Source organism: Bacillus sp. FJAT-27225 (assembly GCF_001685025.1).
GTDB lineage: Bacteria > Bacillota > Bacilli > Bacillales > Cytobacillaceae > Bacillus_D.
In genome coordinates, this window is record NZ_MAYU01000001.1 from 394,524 (window position 1) to 412,240 (window position 17,717).

The window sequence follows — 17,717 nt, forward strand, 5'->3', positions numbered from 1 at the left end:
TTTGGGCTTTAAAAACCAAAAGAAAAATAAGGATAGGCGATTTCCGCCATCCACACGTGCCACCCATAGTCGAATAATTTACGGTTATCCGGTAGAAACTTGCAGGCCATATTCCTGCGATTATACGAGTGCGTTTTATAAAATTATAGGGGTTATTATAACACGATAGGAGAGGTATTCAATCATTATTTGAGTTTTTCCATCATTTTTTCTTGCGAAGACTGTCAATTTATAAGGAAAATGTCCTCATATTATGAACAAAATTAAAATTATGATATAGTTGAATAGAAAGAAAACGCAAGCATACCGTGCGTTTCCGCGTTTTAATTGTGTCCTCGCCACGAGGACAACTGTTTACATACCGGCTACACTTGCCGTTAATTTTTGCAAAGGGGAGATGTTCATGTCCAGCATCACACTGGAGAAATTTTTGAATGAAAACCTGGAAGATTTAAAGGGAAAGGGACTATACAATGTCATTGACCCGTTGGAGAGCCCTAATGGCCCTGTTATTAAAATTAAAGGCAGGGAACTAATCAATCTTTCCTCAAACAACTATCTTGGGCTTGCAACCGACAGCCGCCTGAAGGAAGCCGCAGAAAAGGCAATCGAACAGTATGGCGTCGGAGCGGGAGCTGTCCGGACCATTAACGGCACACTTGACATACATCTGGAACTCGAGAAAAAGCTGGCCGAGTTTAAGCATACAGAAGCGGCAATCGCCTACCAATCCGGTTTTAATTGCAATATGGCAGCTATTTCGGCTGTTATGGATAAAAATGATGCGATTCTTTCTGATGAACTGAACCATGCATCGATTATTGATGGCTGCCGCCTTTCAAGGGCAAAAATTATCCGCTACAACCATTCCGATATGGAAGACCTCCATGCAAAAGCGAAGGAAGCACGCGAGTCTGGAAAGTATACTAAACTCATGGTTATCACGGATGGTGTTTTCTCGATGGATGGAGACATTGCCTTGTTGCCTGAAATTGTTGAGATTGCAGAAGAATTTGACCTTATTACGTATGTTGATGATGCTCACGGTTCTGGAGTTCTTGGGAAAGGCGCTGGAACAGTCAAACACTTCGGACTTCAGGACAAAATTGATTTTCAAATCGGGACATTGTCCAAAGCAATCGGCGTTGTTGGAGGATATGTTGCCGGTAAACAGAATTTGATCGACTGGCTAAAAGTACGCAGCCGCCCATTCCTGTTTTCAACAGCCCTAACACCTGCTGATGTTGCTGCCTGCATCAAGTCCATTGAGATTTTGTCAGAAAGCACAGAGTTGAATGAAAGGCTTTGGGAAAACGGCAATTACTTGAAAAAAGGCCTGAAAGAGCTTGGATTTGATATCGGCAATAGTGAAACACCCATCACTCCTTGCATCATTGGGGAAGAGAAGCTGACGCAGGAGTTCAGCAAGCGCCTGAATGAAGAAGGAGTTTATGCGAAGTCAATCGTATTCCCAACCGTCCCATCCGGCACAGGAAGGGTACGCAATATGCCAACTGCTGCGCACACAAAAGAAATGCTCGATAAAGCCATTTCCATATATGAAAAGGTAGGCAGGGAAATGGGTGTCATCAAGTAAAAATCTTTAAAGTTTCGGACAGCCCGGGTACGTCCGGGCTGTAAGTACGGGGAGGAAAAACCAGAAATGAAGAAGATTTTGGTCACCGGCGCACTTGGACAGATTGGTTCCGAACTGACAGTCAAGCTCCGGGAAATCTATGGAAATGATCATGTGATTGCCACGGATATAAAAATAAATGACACTAGCGAGGCCGCAACAAGCGGCCCTTATGAAATCCTTGATGTAAATGATGGCAAAGCGATGGTTGCACTCGCAAAAAAATACAAGGTCGATACGGTGATGCACCTGGCTGCTCTCCTTTCCGCCACTGCCGAAGCAAAGCCGGTATTTGCCTGGAACCTGAATATGGGCGGGCTAATGAATGCACTGGAAACAGCAAGGGAAGTTGGCGCGCAATTCTTTACACCAAGTTCAATTGGAGCATTTGGCCCATCTACACCTAAAGAAGATACACCACAGGACACGATTATGAGGCCGACCACAATGTATGGGGTCAATAAGGTAGCTGGCGAGCTTCTCGCTGATTACTATTTTCATAAATTCGGAGTTGACACCAGAGGCGTCCGCTTCCCGGGCCTGATTTCATATGTTGCACCTCCGGGCGGCGGCACGACTGACTATGCTGTCGAGATATACTACGAGGCAATCAAGAACAAAAAATACGCTTCCTATATAGACAAAGGAACGTATATGGACATGATGTATATGCCCGATGCCTTGAATGCCATTATCAGTCTAATGGAGGCTGATGCAGCAACGCTTGTGCACAGGAACGCTTTCAATGTAACGGCAATGAGCTTCGATCCTGAAGAAATTGCAGCCGAAATCAAGAAACATATCCCTGAGTTTGAACTGTCTTATGATGTTGACCCGGTTCGACAGGCGATTGCAGACAGCTGGCCAAATTCAATTGATGCATCCGCCGCAAAAGAAGAGTGGGGCTTCAAGGTTAAGTATGACCTTGCAGCAATGACCAAGAATATGCTTGAAAAACTGTCTCGTAAACTATAAAGTTAGCTCTTAACCAAACGGATTCCTTTTTAGATAAAATTAAATTCAGCACCCCTCAGCAGTCAAATTCGTTTTAGAATCGGACTGCTTTTTTGCTGTTTAGCAGAATTTTAAAACAGTAAAGATCCATTAGCACTCTCATTCACCATACATTTTCGCGAGCCTTATAATTGGTATCCTAATGAGTTGAAATTTATAAAAGGGTTTATTCGTTTCTTATGTTACTATGAAAGATGAACTTATTAAAATATCAAGGAAGTTCAAGCAAGGGATAACGAGATGAAGGAGGTGTTTTTTTGGGCTCATTTATTATGATTTTGTTCATATTTTTTGTCTGTATTTGTATTGGTGCGGTAGTAAATTTACTTCTAAAAACGACCCAAAAAAGAGATTGGCTCATAACATTCGTAATAAGTTTAATCTTAACACTATTAATTGTTCCTATATTAAATACAATTTAAATTCTTCATTTTGGCGAGAAATAACAGAAAGCCCATTCATTAACGGATTGCTTTTTCTTCAATAAGATAGTTTACATACATATAATGCCTCGAGCCATCACTCCTCGAGGCATTTTTCTTCGCATGTTTACTTACCAAGTTGGATGCTTATTTTTTACAAGAAACCATACTTTAAGCTGAAAATAAAAAACTACCCACGGAAACCTCCATGAGTAGTTTTAACTTGCATTGCCATTTTTAAGAAGAAGGTTACTTCCCGATATAAATCAGCTTTTCTTTCTTTTCAATGACCCGGCCAATAATGGCCGCTTCCTTTATTCCAAGAGCATGCAGATCGGAAACATAGCTTTCAGCTTCCTCGGGTGAAAGGGATGCCAGCAATCCGCCGGATGTGACCGCATCACAGGCAACAAGCTGTTCGTCAAGCGCTAATCCCCTGTACTCAATATCATCCTTCAGCCACGCATGATTCGATTTTGAACCACCCGGAACGACGCCGTCACGGGCAAGTTCGATAGACCCTTCCAGAAACGGGATTGAGTTAAAATCCAATTCAAGGCTTACATTGCTTCCCCTGGCCATTTCGCTTCCATGGCCAACCAGACCGAAGCCCGTAACATCCGTAACGGCATGAGGGGAGTAGTTCTGCAAGGCTTCCGCTGCTGTTTTGTTCAGCATCGCCATTGCGGCGGTTACCTTTTCTTCCTGTTCGGGCGTGACAGCTCCCCGCTTAATTCCGGTTGTAAGGATTCCAACCCCAATCGGCTTTGTCAGGACAAGAACGTCACCTGGGCGTGCGCCGACATTCCTCCAAAACTTTTCTGGATGAACGAAACCTGTTACGGATAGACCGAATTTTGGCTCCTGGTCATCAACGGAATGGCCGCCAATCGTAATAGCCCCCGCTTCCTTTACTTTATCGGCTGCACCGCGCAATATTTCAGATAGCATCTCTGAACCAAGTTTTTTGATAGGATAGCCAACGATATTCATAACGGTTTTTGGCTCGCCGCCCATCGCATACACATCGCTGAGGGAATTGGCTGCAGCAATTTGCCCGAACATATACGGGTCATCAACCACCGGCGTAAAATAATCGACAGTCTGAATAAGTGCCAGTGAATCTGAAATTTTATACACACCCGCATCATCCGATGTTTCATTGCCGACAAGCAATTCGGGAACGGTTTCTTGTTTCGGTAAGTTGCGCAAAACTTGCGCAAGGTCCTCTGGACCGATTTTACAGCCTCAACCTGCTTTTGTTGATAAAGAGGTCAGGCGTATTTTATCCTGTTCACTCAACTTGTCCACCTCCAATCATTAGTATACCTTTTACAAGCAATTTCCGCACGTGTACAAGCATATCATTTGCCGCTTTGTAATGGGCATACTAAAATATCCGTAGCTTTACTATTTTCAACATGGGGGTTATTTTTAATGGGCAAGTTTGAAGTTAAAGTCGAATTTTGCATGATGTGAAACTACGCTCCAAAAGCCGCGAGTTTCGCGGAGGAACTTATTACTCATTTCCGCCAGGGCATTTCCAAGTTTGAATTGGTACCTGCATCGGGTGGAATTTTTGAAGTTACAGTAAACGGCGAAAAAATATATTCCAAGGACGAAACTGGTGTCTTTCCAAAGGCGGCAGAAGTAATATCGAAAATGGAATCGATTTAACAAGACCTCCCGCAAGCGGTACAGCTTGCGGGAGTTTTGTTTTTCTCCGCGTCCTGGTTCTAAAATCACGCCTTCTACATGGTATAATGGGAAAAGCTACTATTCAGAGAAGGGGTTTTCCAACTTGAAACAATTGCTTCGTTCCATCCCGCCTGTCCATGAGCTGCAGCAGGACAGCCGGTTTCACGATATGATTGAAAAAACATCAATTGATTTTCCTCAGCTTAGCCTGCAGTTGAGGGCCGTCATTGACGAAACGAGAAATGACATCTTAAAAGGGGATTGGCTTGGTCCTGAACCAGGTACAACTGCCTTTATTGATGAACTCTTTAATCGTTTACAACAAAAGATCGGCCAGGATTTTTCATATACCATCAGAAGAGTCATTAATGCAACCGGCACAATTCTTCATACAAACCTCGGAAGGGCCAGGCTTAGTGAGGAAGCGATCCGCCATGCAACCGAAGCTGCAGGCAATTATTCAAACCTGGAATACAAGGTTCAGGAAGGTACAAGAGGTTCCCGCCATAGCCATATCGAGAACCTTCTTCGGGAAATAACAGGTGCAGACGCAGCAATGGTTGTGAATAATAATGCAGCAGCGGTTTACCTCATTTTAAGCGCATTGGCAAAAAATAAAGAGGTGATCGTTTCAAGAGGGCAGCTTGTTGAAATCGGCGGCTCCTTCAGAATCTCTTCCATAATGGAAGAAAGCGGCGCGAGGCTGGCCGAGATTGGTACAACGAATAAAACGCACCTTGCTGATTACGAACAAGCTATTACTGAACAGACAGCAATGATTATGAAAGTTCATACGAGCAACTTTAAAGTAATCGGGTTTACAAAGAGTGTGGAAGCGACAGACTTAATTAGGCTCGTTTCGAAGCATGAACAGGTTATTTTCTATGAAGACCTCGGGAGCGGGGCTCTGTATGATTTCAGGAAGCATGGGGTGGGAGAGGAACCTCATGTGAAGGAAGTTATTGAAGCAGGGGCAGACATTGTATCTTTCAGTGGAGATAAGCTTCTTGGAGGGCCACAGGCGGGCATTATCGCTGGAAAAAAAGAATTGATCGAAAAGTTGAAAAAGCATCAGCTTGCACGAGTGGTCCGGGTCGATAAAATGACGCTGGCTGCTCTTGAGGCCACTCTTTTGGCTTATTTAAAAGGGGAGCATGGAATTAAATCAATTCCTACCATTGGAGCTCTTTTAACAGGCGAGGAAGAGCTAAAAGACCGCTCAATGCAATTTGCCGCTCAGCTTGAAAAAAAGACCTCGTGCTATTCGATGTCGATTTTGCCGACGGAAGGGCAGGTGGGGGGCGGAACAATGCCGGATGTCGTATTACCTTCCTTTTCAGTTGCCCTTAAACACGATACTCTGTCTGCGGACCAATTGGAAAAAAAGCTTAGGCTTGAATCAACATTTCCGATCATCTGCCGAATTCAGAATGAAGCCGTTCTAATTGACTTACGGACGGTCACTGTTGAGGAAGAGGCTCTCATCATCCATTCACTAAGTCAGTGGTAAAAGCACGTCTTACTAAAACGTCCGGTAGTCTTCCTATCGGACGTTTTAGTTTTTTTGAGCGGGCTACGTCTAGCTCCATAAGGAATGCTTTAGCAGCATAATCGTGCAGGGACACAAAGGAAATCTTCCTTAATAAACATCGCAGAAACCAACGTTTTTTGTCTGTCACGAAGGCGCTTGCGCTTTTGTTGGTTACATATCGTGGTGCGTATTATGTTTTGCTCTAGAATGCTGGCGATTTTTCACTTTATGCGATCCGCTTAGAGGCTTTGGTTGGCTTGTATTTTGGACTAGTTCCCGATTGCTTCGGTTATTTTTTGCCATGTTTCATCCCTCCTACTAGTTAGGATGGATAGTGGATTCCTTTTTATCCGCGTTGTAAAAGATTACAGGCCAAGCATTTTCGTCCAGCTTGTATAATTCGAAGCAAAGTACACATTTTAACGGTACACGCTTAACTTATTTAAGGAGTGGACAACAAGATGCCTTACCATAAAAATAAACAGCAAGCATTCCAGGCTGCCCAGCAAGGATATGAGGAAGCACAGGGCTTATATATGGAGATTGTCAGGGACAGTGCAAGCTATGGCCATCAATTGAAGCATTTGAAAAACGAAGTAAACGAAGCCTATCAGCAAATAGAAAATGCGCTGGAAGTCGCCTCTGAGCATCAGCGTGCCCAGCTGGATCAATTCCGCCAGGATCTGAAAGCAATTGTTGAAGACGTCAACAATTTCCAATAAAAACAAAAGGAACAAGCAGCCGCTTGTTCCTCTTGTTTTAGTGGCTTAAAGCTATTACTGATTCTTTTTCCTCTTTTTATTGTTTTGCCTTTCCATTTCAGTCAATTGCTCTGACCCAGCCTCTTCATTATATCCCGCGCCCATTCCTTGTGCTTTTGCTGCATTCATGCCTGGACGTACATGGTTAGCCCTTCTTCTAGCCACAATTGTTCACCCCCCTGAAGTTTATATTTACCTTATTTTCAAAAAGAATGATTTACTTTTTTACGATAATTTTCCGCAAGGAGTAACGACTGCTTTTCCTTCAATTTCAGTAGGAATACCCCAATAAACGATAAAAAATAATTTATTTTTGATTTTATGATAAGTAAAACTTATGAAGGATAATAACATTCTAATCATTTACAACCCAATCTCGTTATATTACGATATAATTGTCCGAAAAGTCGCAGAGGATGGGAGTAGTTCAAACTTTTCGACTTTTAGAATATTTTGCTATATCATGTAATTGATGAAAGAAGGGGGTAATACATATGACAAACCATGATGTATTTAATGCCCGCTCCTCATTTGAGGTAAACGGTAAACGTTACCATTATTACCGTCTTGCCGCACTTGAAGAAGCAGGCGCTGGCAAAGTGGAAAACTTGCCATATTCAATCAAAGTTCTTTTAGAATCGGTGCTTCGCCAGAATGACGGCCGTGTCATTACAAAGGAGCATGTTGAAAACCTTGCAAAATGGGGCACAAACGAAGTACGTGATGTTGATGTTCCATTTAAGCCATCCCGTGTTATCCTTCAGGACTTTACAGGCGTTCCTGTTGTCGTCGACCTTGCGTCCTTAAGGAAGGCTGTTGCAGATCTTGGAGGCAACCCTGACACAATCAACCCTGAGAAAACTGTTGACCTCGTCATCGACCACTCGGTTCAGGTTGACCAATATGGCGGCCCAGGCTCACTTGAGGCTAACATGGTCCTTGAATTCGAACGCAACGCGGAGCGTTACCAGTTCCTGAACTGGGCACAAAAGGCATTTGATAACTATCGCGCTGTTCCGCCGGCAACGGGAATTGTCCACCAGGTTAACCTTGAATACCTGGCTGACGTCGTCCATGTATCGGAAAATGCTGATGGTGAATTAGAAACGTACCCTGATACCCTCGTTGGTACAGACTCCCATACAACCATGATCAATGGCCTTGGCGTTCTTGGCTGGGGTGTAGGCGGTATTGAAGCAGAAGCAGGCATGCTTGGCCAACCGTCTTATTTCCCTGTTCCTGAAGTTGTTGGTGTCAAGCTTTTAGGGGAGCTTCCGAATGGTGCAACTGCCACTGACCTGGCCCTGAAAGTAACACAAGTACTGCGCAGCAAAGGCGTTGTTGGTAAATTCGTTGAATTCTTTGGGCCTGGCGTATCGCAGCTGCCGCTTGCTGACCGCGCCACAATTGCCAATATGGCGCCTGAATACGGAGCGACTTGCGGCTTCTTCCCAATCGATGATGAATCGCTTGAGTATCTTCGCCTGACTGGCCGGGAGGAAGAACAAGTAAAAGTTGTTGAAGCATACTGCAAAGCAAACGGATTGTTCTTCAATCCAAATCTTGAGCCTGTTTATACTGACGTTGTCGAAATTGACCTTTCTGTTATCGAAGCGAATCTCTCCGGACCGAAGCGCCCGCAGGATTTGATTCCTCTTTCTAAAATGAAGGAAGAGTTTGTTAAAGCAGTCAGTGCGCCTCAAGGCAACCAGGGCTTCGGATTGAAGGATAAGGAGCTTGATAAGGAAGTAACCGTTACATTCCATAACGGCGACCAGACTTCCATGAAGACAGGTGCAGTTGCGATTGCCGCTATCACCAGCTGTACGAACACATCCAACCCTTATGTACTCGTCGGCGCCGGCCTTGTTGCCAAAAGAGCTGTTGAGCTGGGAATGGAAGTGCCAAAGTTCGTAAAAACATCGCTGGCTCCGGGATCAAAAGTCGTTACTGGCTACCTGCGTGACTCCGGCTTACTCCCATACCTCGAATCACTCGGCTTTAACCTCGTTGGGTATGGCTGTACAACGTGTATTGGAAACTCCGGACCATTACGGGAGGAAATTGAAAAAGCAATCTCCGACAATGACTTGCTCGTAACATCAGTCCTTTCCGGTAACCGTAACTTTGAAGGGCGTATCCACCCACTTGTAAAAGGGAACTATTTGGCTTCCCCGCCGCTCGTTGTTGCATACGCATTGGCAGGCAACGTAAACGTTGACTTCCAAACAGAGCCAATCGGCAAAGACAGGGATGGCAAAGATGTTTACTTTAAAGACATTTGGCCAACAACTGAAGAAGTAAATGAAGTAGTTAAACGTACAGTTACTCCTGAGTTGTTCAGAAGAGAATATGAAAATGTATTCAGCGACAATGAACGCTGGAATGAAATCCAGACGAGCAATGAACCGCTTTACAGCTGGGATGAAGATTCAACCTACATCCAGAACCCGCCTTATTTTGATGGGCTGTCCCCGGAACCAGGCAAAGTTGAACCGCTTACCGGTTTGAGAGTTGTTGCGAAGTTCGGCGATTCGGTTACAACGGACCATATTTCACCAGCAGGCGCAATTGGCAGAAATACTCCTGCAGGTAAATACTTGCTTGAAAAAGGCGTACAGCCACGCGACTTTAACTCATATGGATCACGCCGAGGCAACCATGAGGTCATGATGCGCGGGACGTTTGCAAACATCCGCATCCGCAACCAGATTGCTCCAGGCACTGAAGGCGGCTTTACAACATACTGGCCAACTGGCGAAGTCACAACCATCTTTGATGCGTGCATGAAATATAAAGAAGAAGGCACAGGCCTGGTAGTCATCGCAGGCAATGACTACGGAATGGGGTCTTCACGTGACTGGGCTGCAAAAGGAACGAACCTTCTTGGCATTAAGGCCGTCATTGCTGAAAGCTTTGAGCGAATTCACCGTTCAAACCTTGTTATGATGGGCGTGCTTCCTCTTCAATTTAAAGAAGGCGAAAATGCAGAATCTCTAGGGCTAACAGGCAAAGAATCGTTAACTGTTCAGGTTGATGAAAATGTCCGCCCTCGTGACCTTCTGAAAGTTACAGCAGTTGCCGAAGATGGATCTGTTAAGGAATTTGAAGTTCTCGTCCGCTTTGATTCCGAAGTTGAAATTGACTACTATCGACATGGCGGCATTTTGCCAATGGTTCTTCGTGAAAAATTGAAGGCATAAAAGAAAAGCGGAAGCGCCTCGAGACAGGCAAAGATCGCCTGTCTCTGCGGTGATTATTCTTAGAAGCTTTCCTTTGTGCCCAGCGCCGTACAAACTGGAGGGGCTTCGACTGAGATAAAGGAATCACGAAGAGCGAAAGCGTGTTCGTGCATGACTTATCGTAGGGAGGAGGCCTGAAGTTTGCTAGGCGTTAGGCGCTAGAGCTAGACAGTTCTCACATATAAATATTTTTTATATTTTTATTAAAATTAGGGCATCATGCGATTATCGTATGATGCCCTTTTGTTTCGTTCGTGATTTGTTGAGACTTCTGACCGCAAAGACTGGAGACGATATTGTCACAGTATCGGCACGAACTCACGGGCAATTACCTTTATTTCCTTTCTTCATATAGTGTAAAATCGGTATAGCAGGAACAAAAGCGCAAGCGCCTTCGTGACAGGCAAAGAACGCCTGTCCCTGCGATGAATATTCTAGGGAGCTTTCCTTAGTGGTCATCGCCGTACAAACTGGAGGGGCTTCGACTGAGATAAAGGAATCACGAAGAGCGAAGCTTCTACTTGCATCACNAATAGGCGCTGGAGCTGGACGTAGACACGCTCAATAAAAAAAGTTGTCCACAGTGGCGAAATTTATAATTTCCTTAAACATAAAAAAGGAGGGGCGCGCATGGCAAAAAAATGGCTGGCCGGCGTTCTGTTAATTGCATTGATGGCCATTGCAATGGTCGTATCACTTGGAAATAATAAAGAGGATCCTTCAACCGAGGCTTCATCTACATTTCTTGAAGCGGGTTCAAAGGCTTCTGATTTTGAACTTAAAACACTGTCCGGTGAGACAATGAAACTTTCAGACCTTGAAGGAAAAAAGGTCATGCTAAATTTCTGGGCAACTTGGTGCGGGCCATGTAAGAAAGAAATGCCCGATATGCAAAAGCTTTCAGTAGAAGCCAGCGATGACCTTGTCATTCTGGCGGTCAATATTGATCCTCAGCTTGACGTCCAGGGCTTTGTGGATGAATACGGCATTACCTTTCCTGTCCTGCTTGATGAGAAGGATAAGGTGAATCAAATGTATCAAGTCATCTCAATACCTACCACCTATTTCATTGATAGCAAAGGAATTATACAGGATAAATTTATTGGAACGATGCCTTACGATGCCATGGTTCAGTATACTGAAGATTTGAATTAACCCAAAACCGTCAGGAAAGGCCTGACGGTTTTGTTTTTAACAAAATTAATTCATTTCGATTAAATTTTCAAAAAGTTGTAATAATTGAAAGCAATTGCGGGCATACTTACTGTTAGAATAGTAGTAAGGAAGGTGATAGCATGCGTAAACCAAGGAAACGGACATTTGCGGAGCTTGTATCGGAAAATAAAAACCAATTGCTTAAAGATCACGAAGCCATTGAGAAAATTGAACTTCGCCTTGAAGCAAAACGTCTCGAAAAGGCAGAATAACACATTGTTTTCCACTCATCTTTTTTAACTCCGGGGCTAAACTAAATCCAGGAGGGATGAAGATGGGAAACCCAAAGCGTGACAGCAAACATTACGTACCCAGCCACCTTGGAACACAGCCAAGAGGCTTCAGCGGAAATAAAGGCAAAAAAATGAATGATACCTCAGGAAAGCATGCCCAGGTAATCCAAACCAAAGGCGAATAAATGAGTATATTTCCGCCAATAAGCGGTACCGATAATCAGGAAGAAGAAGCCAGGCAAATTGCCGGGCTTTTTTCTTTTTCCCAAAAACCCCTGATATTTTGGAGCCATTCTGTAAAAAATAACGTTGATTCCAAAGAAGATAAGGAGGAAGGATTGTGCCATTTAAAAATAAGCCAAAGCCGGATGACCGTAGTGATAACGTTGAAAAACTTCAGGAAATGATTCATAACACGATTGAAAACATGGAGGCAGCCGAAGAAACCCTCACGCTTACCGACAGCCCTGAAACAAGGCGCCAAGTAGAGGAAAAGAACGAACGCAGGCGCGAAAGCCTTGAAGCATTGAGGGCAGAGGTAAGGGATGAAGCGCGGGCTAACGGCCTAAACCAGGAATAAAGCTGTTTCAAAAGAAGACCCTATCAAGGTCTTCTTTTCTTTTTAAGTGGTACTTTTCGCAGGCAGGAGAACAATATGGTACGATAGTAAAAAATTAAAGTTTTAGAAGTGAGGCATTATGAATCAAAGAAAAGAATGGGAACAAGAGCTTGAAGTAAACGGCTATGTAGAAGACGAGGCGGAAATCCTCACTTATATAAAAGAGCATCATTCAGCATTAAGCAAACAAGAGCTTTCTGAGATGCTCGTTTTGGCAGGAAAGTCGAGACTTTATAAGGATAAAAAGGACAGGCTTGGAAGTGTGTGGATGAAACGGGCAGCTGAGCTTGACCCTGTCAATCGTGATGCACAAGATTACCTGAGCCAGTCAACGTGGCGGACTGCTGAGCCTTTCTTGGATATATTGGAATTCCCGCCGATACGGGAAACAGATAATCGGACCACAAAAAAGAAAATTGCCGAAGAATATATTACAATTTGCAGAAATTTCCTGGAGTTTGCTGATGACCATCTTGATAAATTGAATCCTGGAGGCAAAGGTGCCAATAGCCCAATCCAGGGAAAACTAAATGATTTGATGCTTTCTGCTATTAAACTGACAAGTGAACTTTTAAAAGCAGCCGAGGAATATGAACAATCAATTACAGGGGTTTTTCATACCTCAGCCTATTACGAAGAATTGACGAAAAGCCTTGAAAATGTCAAGGCTATTAAACGTGATTGGGCCGGCCTTTTTGTTGAAGATACCGAAACCGAAAAGGACGTATCAGCCAATCCGATAGATGAATTAAATAATATGATTGGCCTGGAAACAGTTAAAAAACGGGTCAAGGATTATTATGACTTCCTTAAATTTCAAAAAAAGCGAAAAGAAATGGGCTTTCAAATGAAAGATGAACTTAGCCTGAATTTTGTTCTAACCGGAAATCCAGGAACCGGAAAAACCACCCTGTCACGTTTGTTGGCAAGGATTTTCCATGAACTTGGATTTCTGCCAAGGGAAGAAGTAACTGAAACAAACAGATCCCAGCTAGTGGGTTCTTATGTAGGTCAAACCGAGGAAAACGTCCGTACGATTGTTAGCAGTACAGTCGGCGGGGTTTTGTTCATCGACGAAGCCTATAGCCTTAAACGGGAAGGCCAGACTGGAAACGATTATGGACAAGCTGCTATTGATACACTTGTTTCCTTAATGACCGGGGAAGAGTATGGCGGCAAGTTTGCAGTGATCCTTGCCGGATATCCGGAGGAAATGAGGACATTCCTCGATGCCAACCCCGGCCTGCGGAGCAGGTTCCCGCAATCCAATCAAATTTTCCTCAGGGATTATACGAATAGAGAACTGGTGTCAATTTCCGAAAAAATAGCGGAAGACAATGATTATTTATTAACCAAAAGGGCCAAAATTGCCCTGGAAGAAAGGCTTGAACGCGAAAGAGTTGATGAAACGTTTGGTAATGCCAGAACTGTCCATAATCTAGTGCTGGATGCAATATTCAGGACAGGAACAGACAGAGAGGATGAAGATTTAGATATTTTGCGTTTCTCCATTCTCGACGGCAAAGACTTTAAGCTGCCAGTTCCGAAAAACCGTACAAAACCTTTGGAAAAACTCGACCGCCTAATAGGCCTGACAACATTAAAAACCGATATGAAAACCCAGGCTGCCTTTGTAAAGCTCCAGCAATTAAGAAGAGATAGCGGCATGCCTGCAGTCCCGATTCAGCTTCACTCCGTATTTACGGGAAACCCGGGGACCGGAAAGACAACTGTTGCGAAAATCTATGCAGAAATACTTAAAGAGAACGGGTTTTTAAAACGGGGGCATCTCGTCATAGCGAGCAGGGCGGATCTTGTAGCAAGCTATGTCGGCCAAACAGCCGAAAAAACAAGAAAAAAAGTACGCGACGCCCTGGGAGGAGTATTATTTATTGACGAAGCATATTCCTTGCTTAGTCCATCCGGCGGAGATTTTGGACGGGAAGCAATTGATACGCTTGTGGATGAAATGACTAGGCACAATGAGAATTTGGTTATCGTGCTGGCTGGCTACCCGAAACAAATGGATGCGTTGCTTGAGTTTAATCCCGGTTTAAGATCCCGGTTTAAGAAGTTCTTCCACTTTCCGGATTACAGTGCAGAAGAGCTTTTGGAAATTATGATAAACTATGCCGGGACATACCAATACAAACTATCAGAAGATGCAAACAGCTACATCCTAGAATCCCTCAAAGAAAAGCCCGTCTCAGGAAATGGGAGATTTGCCGCCAATCTGATTGAAGAGGCAATCCAGGCTCAATCCTTGAGGATTTCCTCGAATTGGGATTTGTCTTCAGTTGAAGCGGATGTTTTATCTGAACTCGGACTTGAAGACGTACGGAAAGCATTAGAGAAAATACGAAATGGGGAACAAGTATGATGATCAGTGAAACGAGCGTTGAGGTCCGTTATGCGGAAACCGATCAAATGGGCGTTGTTTATCATGCCAACTATCTAGTTTGGATGGAGATTGGCCGAACCAGCTTTATAAAAGACCTTGGCTTCAGTTATGCTGAGATGGAAGCAGACGGAATCATCTCTCCTGTTATCGATATTCAGGCATCCTATAAAAGACCGCTCCGATATGGGCAGACAGCAAAAATTAAAACATGGGTTGAAGACTATAATGGTTTCAGGGTAAAATACGGCTATGAAATTTCGACTCCTGATGGAGAGCTGGCAGTAACAGGGTATTCTGTCCATATTTGTGCCAACAAGGATACGTTTAAACCGATTTCCTTGAAAAAGAAATATCCAGACTGGCATAAAGCATACGAAGAAGCAGCCAAAAAGCCCGTTCCTGCTGCGGAATGAAAGGAGGCAGGCAAGAGTGGCATTCGGTTTGAAAAGAAAAGATGTTGAAGAATGGAAAAGTAAAATCAATAACGGGGAAATTGCATTCTTAACTCATTATTGGCTTGATGACCGGTTCCCCGGCTGTAAGACTGTCACAAAGGCAGGCTGCCTTGATATTGACAAACTAGCAAAATGGGGAAGGAAATACGGTTTAAAAAGGGAGTGGATCCATCACAGGAATGATGGCTATTCCCACTTTGACCTGATTGGCCATCGGGAGAAGGAAATATTGGAAGCAGAAGGATTGGCTTCACAACTATTGGATTAACTTTTTGGCGGACGATACTGTTCCGCCATTTTTATTTACCATTTATTTAATAAAAAAAATGAACTATAAGCAATAAAGCCTGATGAAAAGAAAAGCTGTGAAGCGGAGTAAAGCAAAACGTGTAAGTGGGGGATAACAGCCGAATGTGCCCGATTGGTTCAACTAACAATCAGTGTGGGTTAAGACCCCCCACACTGATTGAAGTTTTACTTTACCGGAGCCATTGTGTCATATGAGCCATTGTTTGAGCAGTCATTTCTTCAGGATTGGCAATACCGTATGCCCCGGTTTTCTCCATAGGCACAACCCGGAAATTGCGGTTGTTTTTACGGTAGACAAAGGTAGGATAAAAATCTGGCTTTGCAAGCTCAATTCGCGAGCCGTTTTCATCAATCGTCTTTGTGACTTGCAGGGTAACCATTCCGCCTATATCTTTATAATTACCGATCTGTGCTGAAATAAAGTTACCGAGCGAGTAAATCACAAAGGCCTTTTTCCCATTTTGTCCTTCTATCCACTCCATTGGCTGCAGGACATGAGGGTGTGAGCCGAAGATAATATCGGCGCCAGATTCTGCAAGAAACTTTGCGATATCCTTTTGTTCATCGGACGGATATCGCTGGTACTCATTTCCCCAGTGGATGCTGACAACGACTGCATCACTTTCTTTTTTCGCTCTGGCAATATCATTTTTCATCAGTTCCCGGTCAATAAGGTTGACAGAAAACTCTTTCCCCTTAGGTATTGGGATGCCATTCGTTCCGTATGTGTATGATAAAAATGCGAGTGTAATGCCGTTCTTCTCCATTGTAATAATTTTATCCCGCGCTTCCTGGCTGGTGGCTGTCCCAACAAAAGGCAGGCCGATTTTATTAAAATAAGCAATTTGCGCTTCAACTCCGCGATAGCCCTTGTCAAGGGAATGGTTATTGGCGGTTGACACAATGTCCACACCGGCGTCCATAACCGCCTCTGAGAGTTCAAATGGGCTGTTGAAGCTAGGGTAACTTGTAATGCCGAGCGCTTCACCGCCAACAAGACTTTCCTGATTGGCAGTCAGGATGTCTGGAGATTGAAGAATCTCCTTTACTGGTTCAAACATTGGTTTGAAATCATAGCCATTTGCCTTTTTGGCATCTTCATATACACGATCATGTATTAAAATGTCGCCAATTGCACCAAGGGTCATTGTTGATTGGAAGGTCTTGGCCTGGACTTCATATGGACGTTCTTGATGTGGCTGAGGTTCCGGCCATGCTTCAGGTTCGTTTGAACAGCCGCTAATAAGGGAAGCGGATAACAGGATAGTTCCTATCGTAGCGAATAGCTTTATTACCGGTGGTTTTTTCACAGGTATCCTCCTAATCAGGCAAATCATTTTCAATGACTTGCGGAGTGCTTTATTATTAATAGATAATTTCCCTATCTCACCTATATCCTAACGTTACCAGGTGAAATAGAATTATTTTCCCAAAGGGTGGTTTAAATGTTTTCAATTACAGAAAGCGCTTATCAAAATTTGGCAAATGCCGTCCAAAAGGAAGCAAAAGAAGACGAACAGCTTTATCTCCGTCTGGCCATGGGGATAGGCTGAGGAGGGCCGAAACTTACTCTGTCTCTGGAAGAGCAGAAATTATCAAATGACCTCGAATTTGAATACAAGGACCTGAAGATGGTGATCCATGAGCAGGATTTTGTGTACTTTTCAAACACAAAATTGGATTATGTAATGGATGTGCTTGGAAAAGGAAGGTTCCAACTCCTAAAAGTATAAAGCGGTGTCCCAAGAGAGGGGACACCGCTTTTTATCCCGCATTACGAACTGTACACACCCGTACACCAAGGCATAAGAGAAATAAAAAGAAGCAAAGCTGGTGAACAACAGCCGAATCAGCAGAAAGCGCTGACGGAAGTTTCACGTTATTAGCCAAGGGACAGGACCTTTTGCTCATACTTGCAATTACGCCGCTGTCTTCGAAAACCCCAGCTTAATGGAGAATTTTTGTCTAATCATTCTTCTTCCAGGTTTTCAAAAAAACGAATTAATTCCTCGAAATTCCTGGTCACCTTTACTGGTGCAGGGGAGTTTTCCAATTTGGATGTATTAAAAAATTCGACTATGAATTCTTCTTTTGGGCTGGTGGGCAGGACTATTGTCGAGAAAATGATCTCTCCTTTTTTCGTATAAATCCCTTGCATATCCATTTTCCCCTCTCAAATTA

The 17,717-nt window shown here is 43.7% G+C and carries 18 protein-coding genes and 1 riboswitch; of the genes, 13 read left to right on the forward strand and 5 right to left on the reverse strand.

All coding sequences use genetic code 11. The annotated features are described in order from the left end of the window. Positions 1-46 precede the first annotated feature (46 nt). Positions 47-148: riboswitch (purine riboswitch) on the reverse strand. Between the two features lie 255 nt (positions 149-403). Next, complete coding sequence (locus A8F94_RS02060; RefSeq protein WP_066194905.1) at positions 404-1,597, forward strand: glycine C-acetyltransferase; 1,194 nt, start codon at positions 404-406, stop codon at positions 1,595-1,597. A 66-nt stretch (positions 1,598-1,663) separates the two neighbouring features. Continuing rightward, complete coding sequence (locus A8F94_RS02065) at positions 1,664-2,611, forward strand: L-threonine 3-dehydrogenase (RefSeq protein WP_066194907.1); 948 nt, start codon at positions 1,664-1,666, stop codon at positions 2,609-2,611. Between the two features lie 710 nt (positions 2,612-3,321). Here A8F94_RS02065 and selD read toward each other — a convergent pair. After that, positions 3,322-4,374: a selenide, water dikinase SelD gene (gene selD / locus A8F94_RS02070; RefSeq protein WP_077247519.1), complete on the reverse strand. Its 1,053-nt coding sequence runs from the start codon at positions 4,372-4,374 to the stop codon at positions 3,322-3,324. Positions 4,375-4,509: 135 nt separating this feature from the next. Between selD and A8F94_RS26460 the strand changes: the two genes are divergently transcribed. Next, positions 4,510-4,749, forward strand: coding sequence for an Rdx family protein (locus A8F94_RS26460; RefSeq protein ID WP_441294174.1), 240 nt, complete (start codon positions 4,510-4,512; stop codon positions 4,747-4,749). Between the two features lie 124 nt (positions 4,750-4,873). Beyond that, positions 4,874-6,280 carry an L-seryl-tRNA(Sec) selenium transferase gene (gene selA / locus A8F94_RS02075; RefSeq protein ID WP_066194914.1) on the forward strand — a complete coding sequence of 469 codons (1,407 nt, stop codon included), beginning with the start codon at positions 4,874-4,876 and terminating at the stop codon, positions 6,278-6,280. A 192-nt stretch (positions 6,281-6,472) separates the two neighbouring features. Here selA and A8F94_RS02080 read toward each other — a convergent pair whose 3' ends face one another. Then, positions 6,473-6,604 (reverse strand): small acid-soluble spore protein P, encoded by a 132-nt coding sequence (locus A8F94_RS02080; protein WP_066194917.1) that lies wholly within the window; start codon positions 6,602-6,604, stop codon positions 6,473-6,475. Between the two features lie 158 nt (positions 6,605-6,762). Between A8F94_RS02080 and A8F94_RS02085 the strand changes: the two genes are divergently transcribed. Continuing rightward, positions 6,763-7,023, forward strand: a complete 261-nt coding sequence (locus A8F94_RS02085) for a hypothetical protein (RefSeq protein ID WP_066194920.1) — start codon at positions 6,763-6,765, stop codon at positions 7,021-7,023. Between the two features lie 54 nt (positions 7,024-7,077). Here A8F94_RS02085 and sspO read toward each other — a convergent pair whose 3' ends face one another. Further along, complete coding sequence (gene sspO / locus A8F94_RS02090; protein ID WP_066194922.1) at positions 7,078-7,227, reverse strand: small acid-soluble spore protein O; 150 nt, start codon at positions 7,225-7,227, stop codon at positions 7,078-7,080. Between the two features lie 329 nt (positions 7,228-7,556). On the opposite strand from sspO, the gene acnA reads away from it, so the two are divergent. The 8 genes from acnA (at position 7,557) to A8F94_RS02130 (ending at position 15,495) form a co-directional block, all read left to right on the forward strand. Then, entirely contained in the window at positions 7,557-10,265 is a 2,709-nt protein-coding gene (gene acnA, locus A8F94_RS02095) for an aconitate hydratase AcnA (protein WP_066194925.1), read from the forward strand. 669 nt (positions 10,266-10,934) lie between these two features. Continuing rightward, entirely contained in the window at positions 10,935-11,459 is a 525-nt protein-coding gene (locus A8F94_RS02100; protein ID WP_066194928.1) for a redoxin domain-containing protein, read from the forward strand. Between the two features lie 140 nt (positions 11,460-11,599). After that, on the forward strand, positions 11,600-11,731 hold the full coding sequence (locus tag A8F94_RS02105) for an FbpB family small basic protein (protein ID WP_066194931.1): 132 nt from the start codon (positions 11,600-11,602) through the stop codon (positions 11,729-11,731). Positions 11,732-11,793: 62 nt separating this feature from the next. Beyond that, complete coding sequence (locus A8F94_RS02110; RefSeq protein WP_066194933.1) at positions 11,794-11,937, forward strand: acid-soluble spore protein N; 144 nt, start codon at positions 11,794-11,796, stop codon at positions 11,935-11,937. Between the two features lie 152 nt (positions 11,938-12,089). Further along, positions 12,090-12,332, forward strand: coding sequence for a small acid-soluble spore protein Tlp (gene tlp / locus A8F94_RS02115; protein WP_139070007.1), 243 nt, complete (start codon positions 12,090-12,092; stop codon positions 12,330-12,332). Between the two features lie 118 nt (positions 12,333-12,450). Beyond that, positions 12,451-14,751 carry an AAA family ATPase gene (locus tag A8F94_RS02120; RefSeq protein WP_066194939.1) on the forward strand — a complete coding sequence of 767 codons (2,301 nt, stop codon included), beginning with the start codon at positions 12,451-12,453 and terminating at the stop codon, positions 14,749-14,751. Further along, on the forward strand, positions 14,748-15,185 hold the full coding sequence (locus A8F94_RS02125; RefSeq protein ID WP_066194942.1) for an acyl-CoA thioesterase: 438 nt from the start codon (positions 14,748-14,750) through the stop codon (positions 15,183-15,185). Before A8F94_RS02120 ends, A8F94_RS02125 begins: the two co-directional genes overlap by 4 nt. Positions 15,186-15,201: 16 nt before the next feature. Then, a complete protein-coding gene (locus A8F94_RS02130) occupies positions 15,202-15,495 on the forward strand; it encodes a hypothetical protein (protein WP_066194945.1) in 294 nt (97 codons plus the stop codon). Positions 15,496-15,706: 211 nt separating this feature from the next. On the opposite strand, the gene A8F94_RS02135 is transcribed toward A8F94_RS02130, so the two are convergent. Further along, the gene (locus A8F94_RS02135) at positions 15,707-16,846 is read right to left on the reverse strand and encodes a CapA family protein (protein WP_066194949.1); all 1,140 of its coding nucleotides are present in this window, start codon (positions 16,844-16,846) and stop codon (positions 15,707-15,709) included. 659 nt (positions 16,847-17,505) lie between these two features. Beyond that, the gene (locus tag A8F94_RS02140) at positions 17,506-17,694 is read right to left on the reverse strand and encodes a hypothetical protein (protein ID WP_066194952.1); all 189 of its coding nucleotides are present in this window, start codon (positions 17,692-17,694) and stop codon (positions 17,506-17,508) included. Positions 17,695-17,717 lie beyond the last annotated feature (23 nt).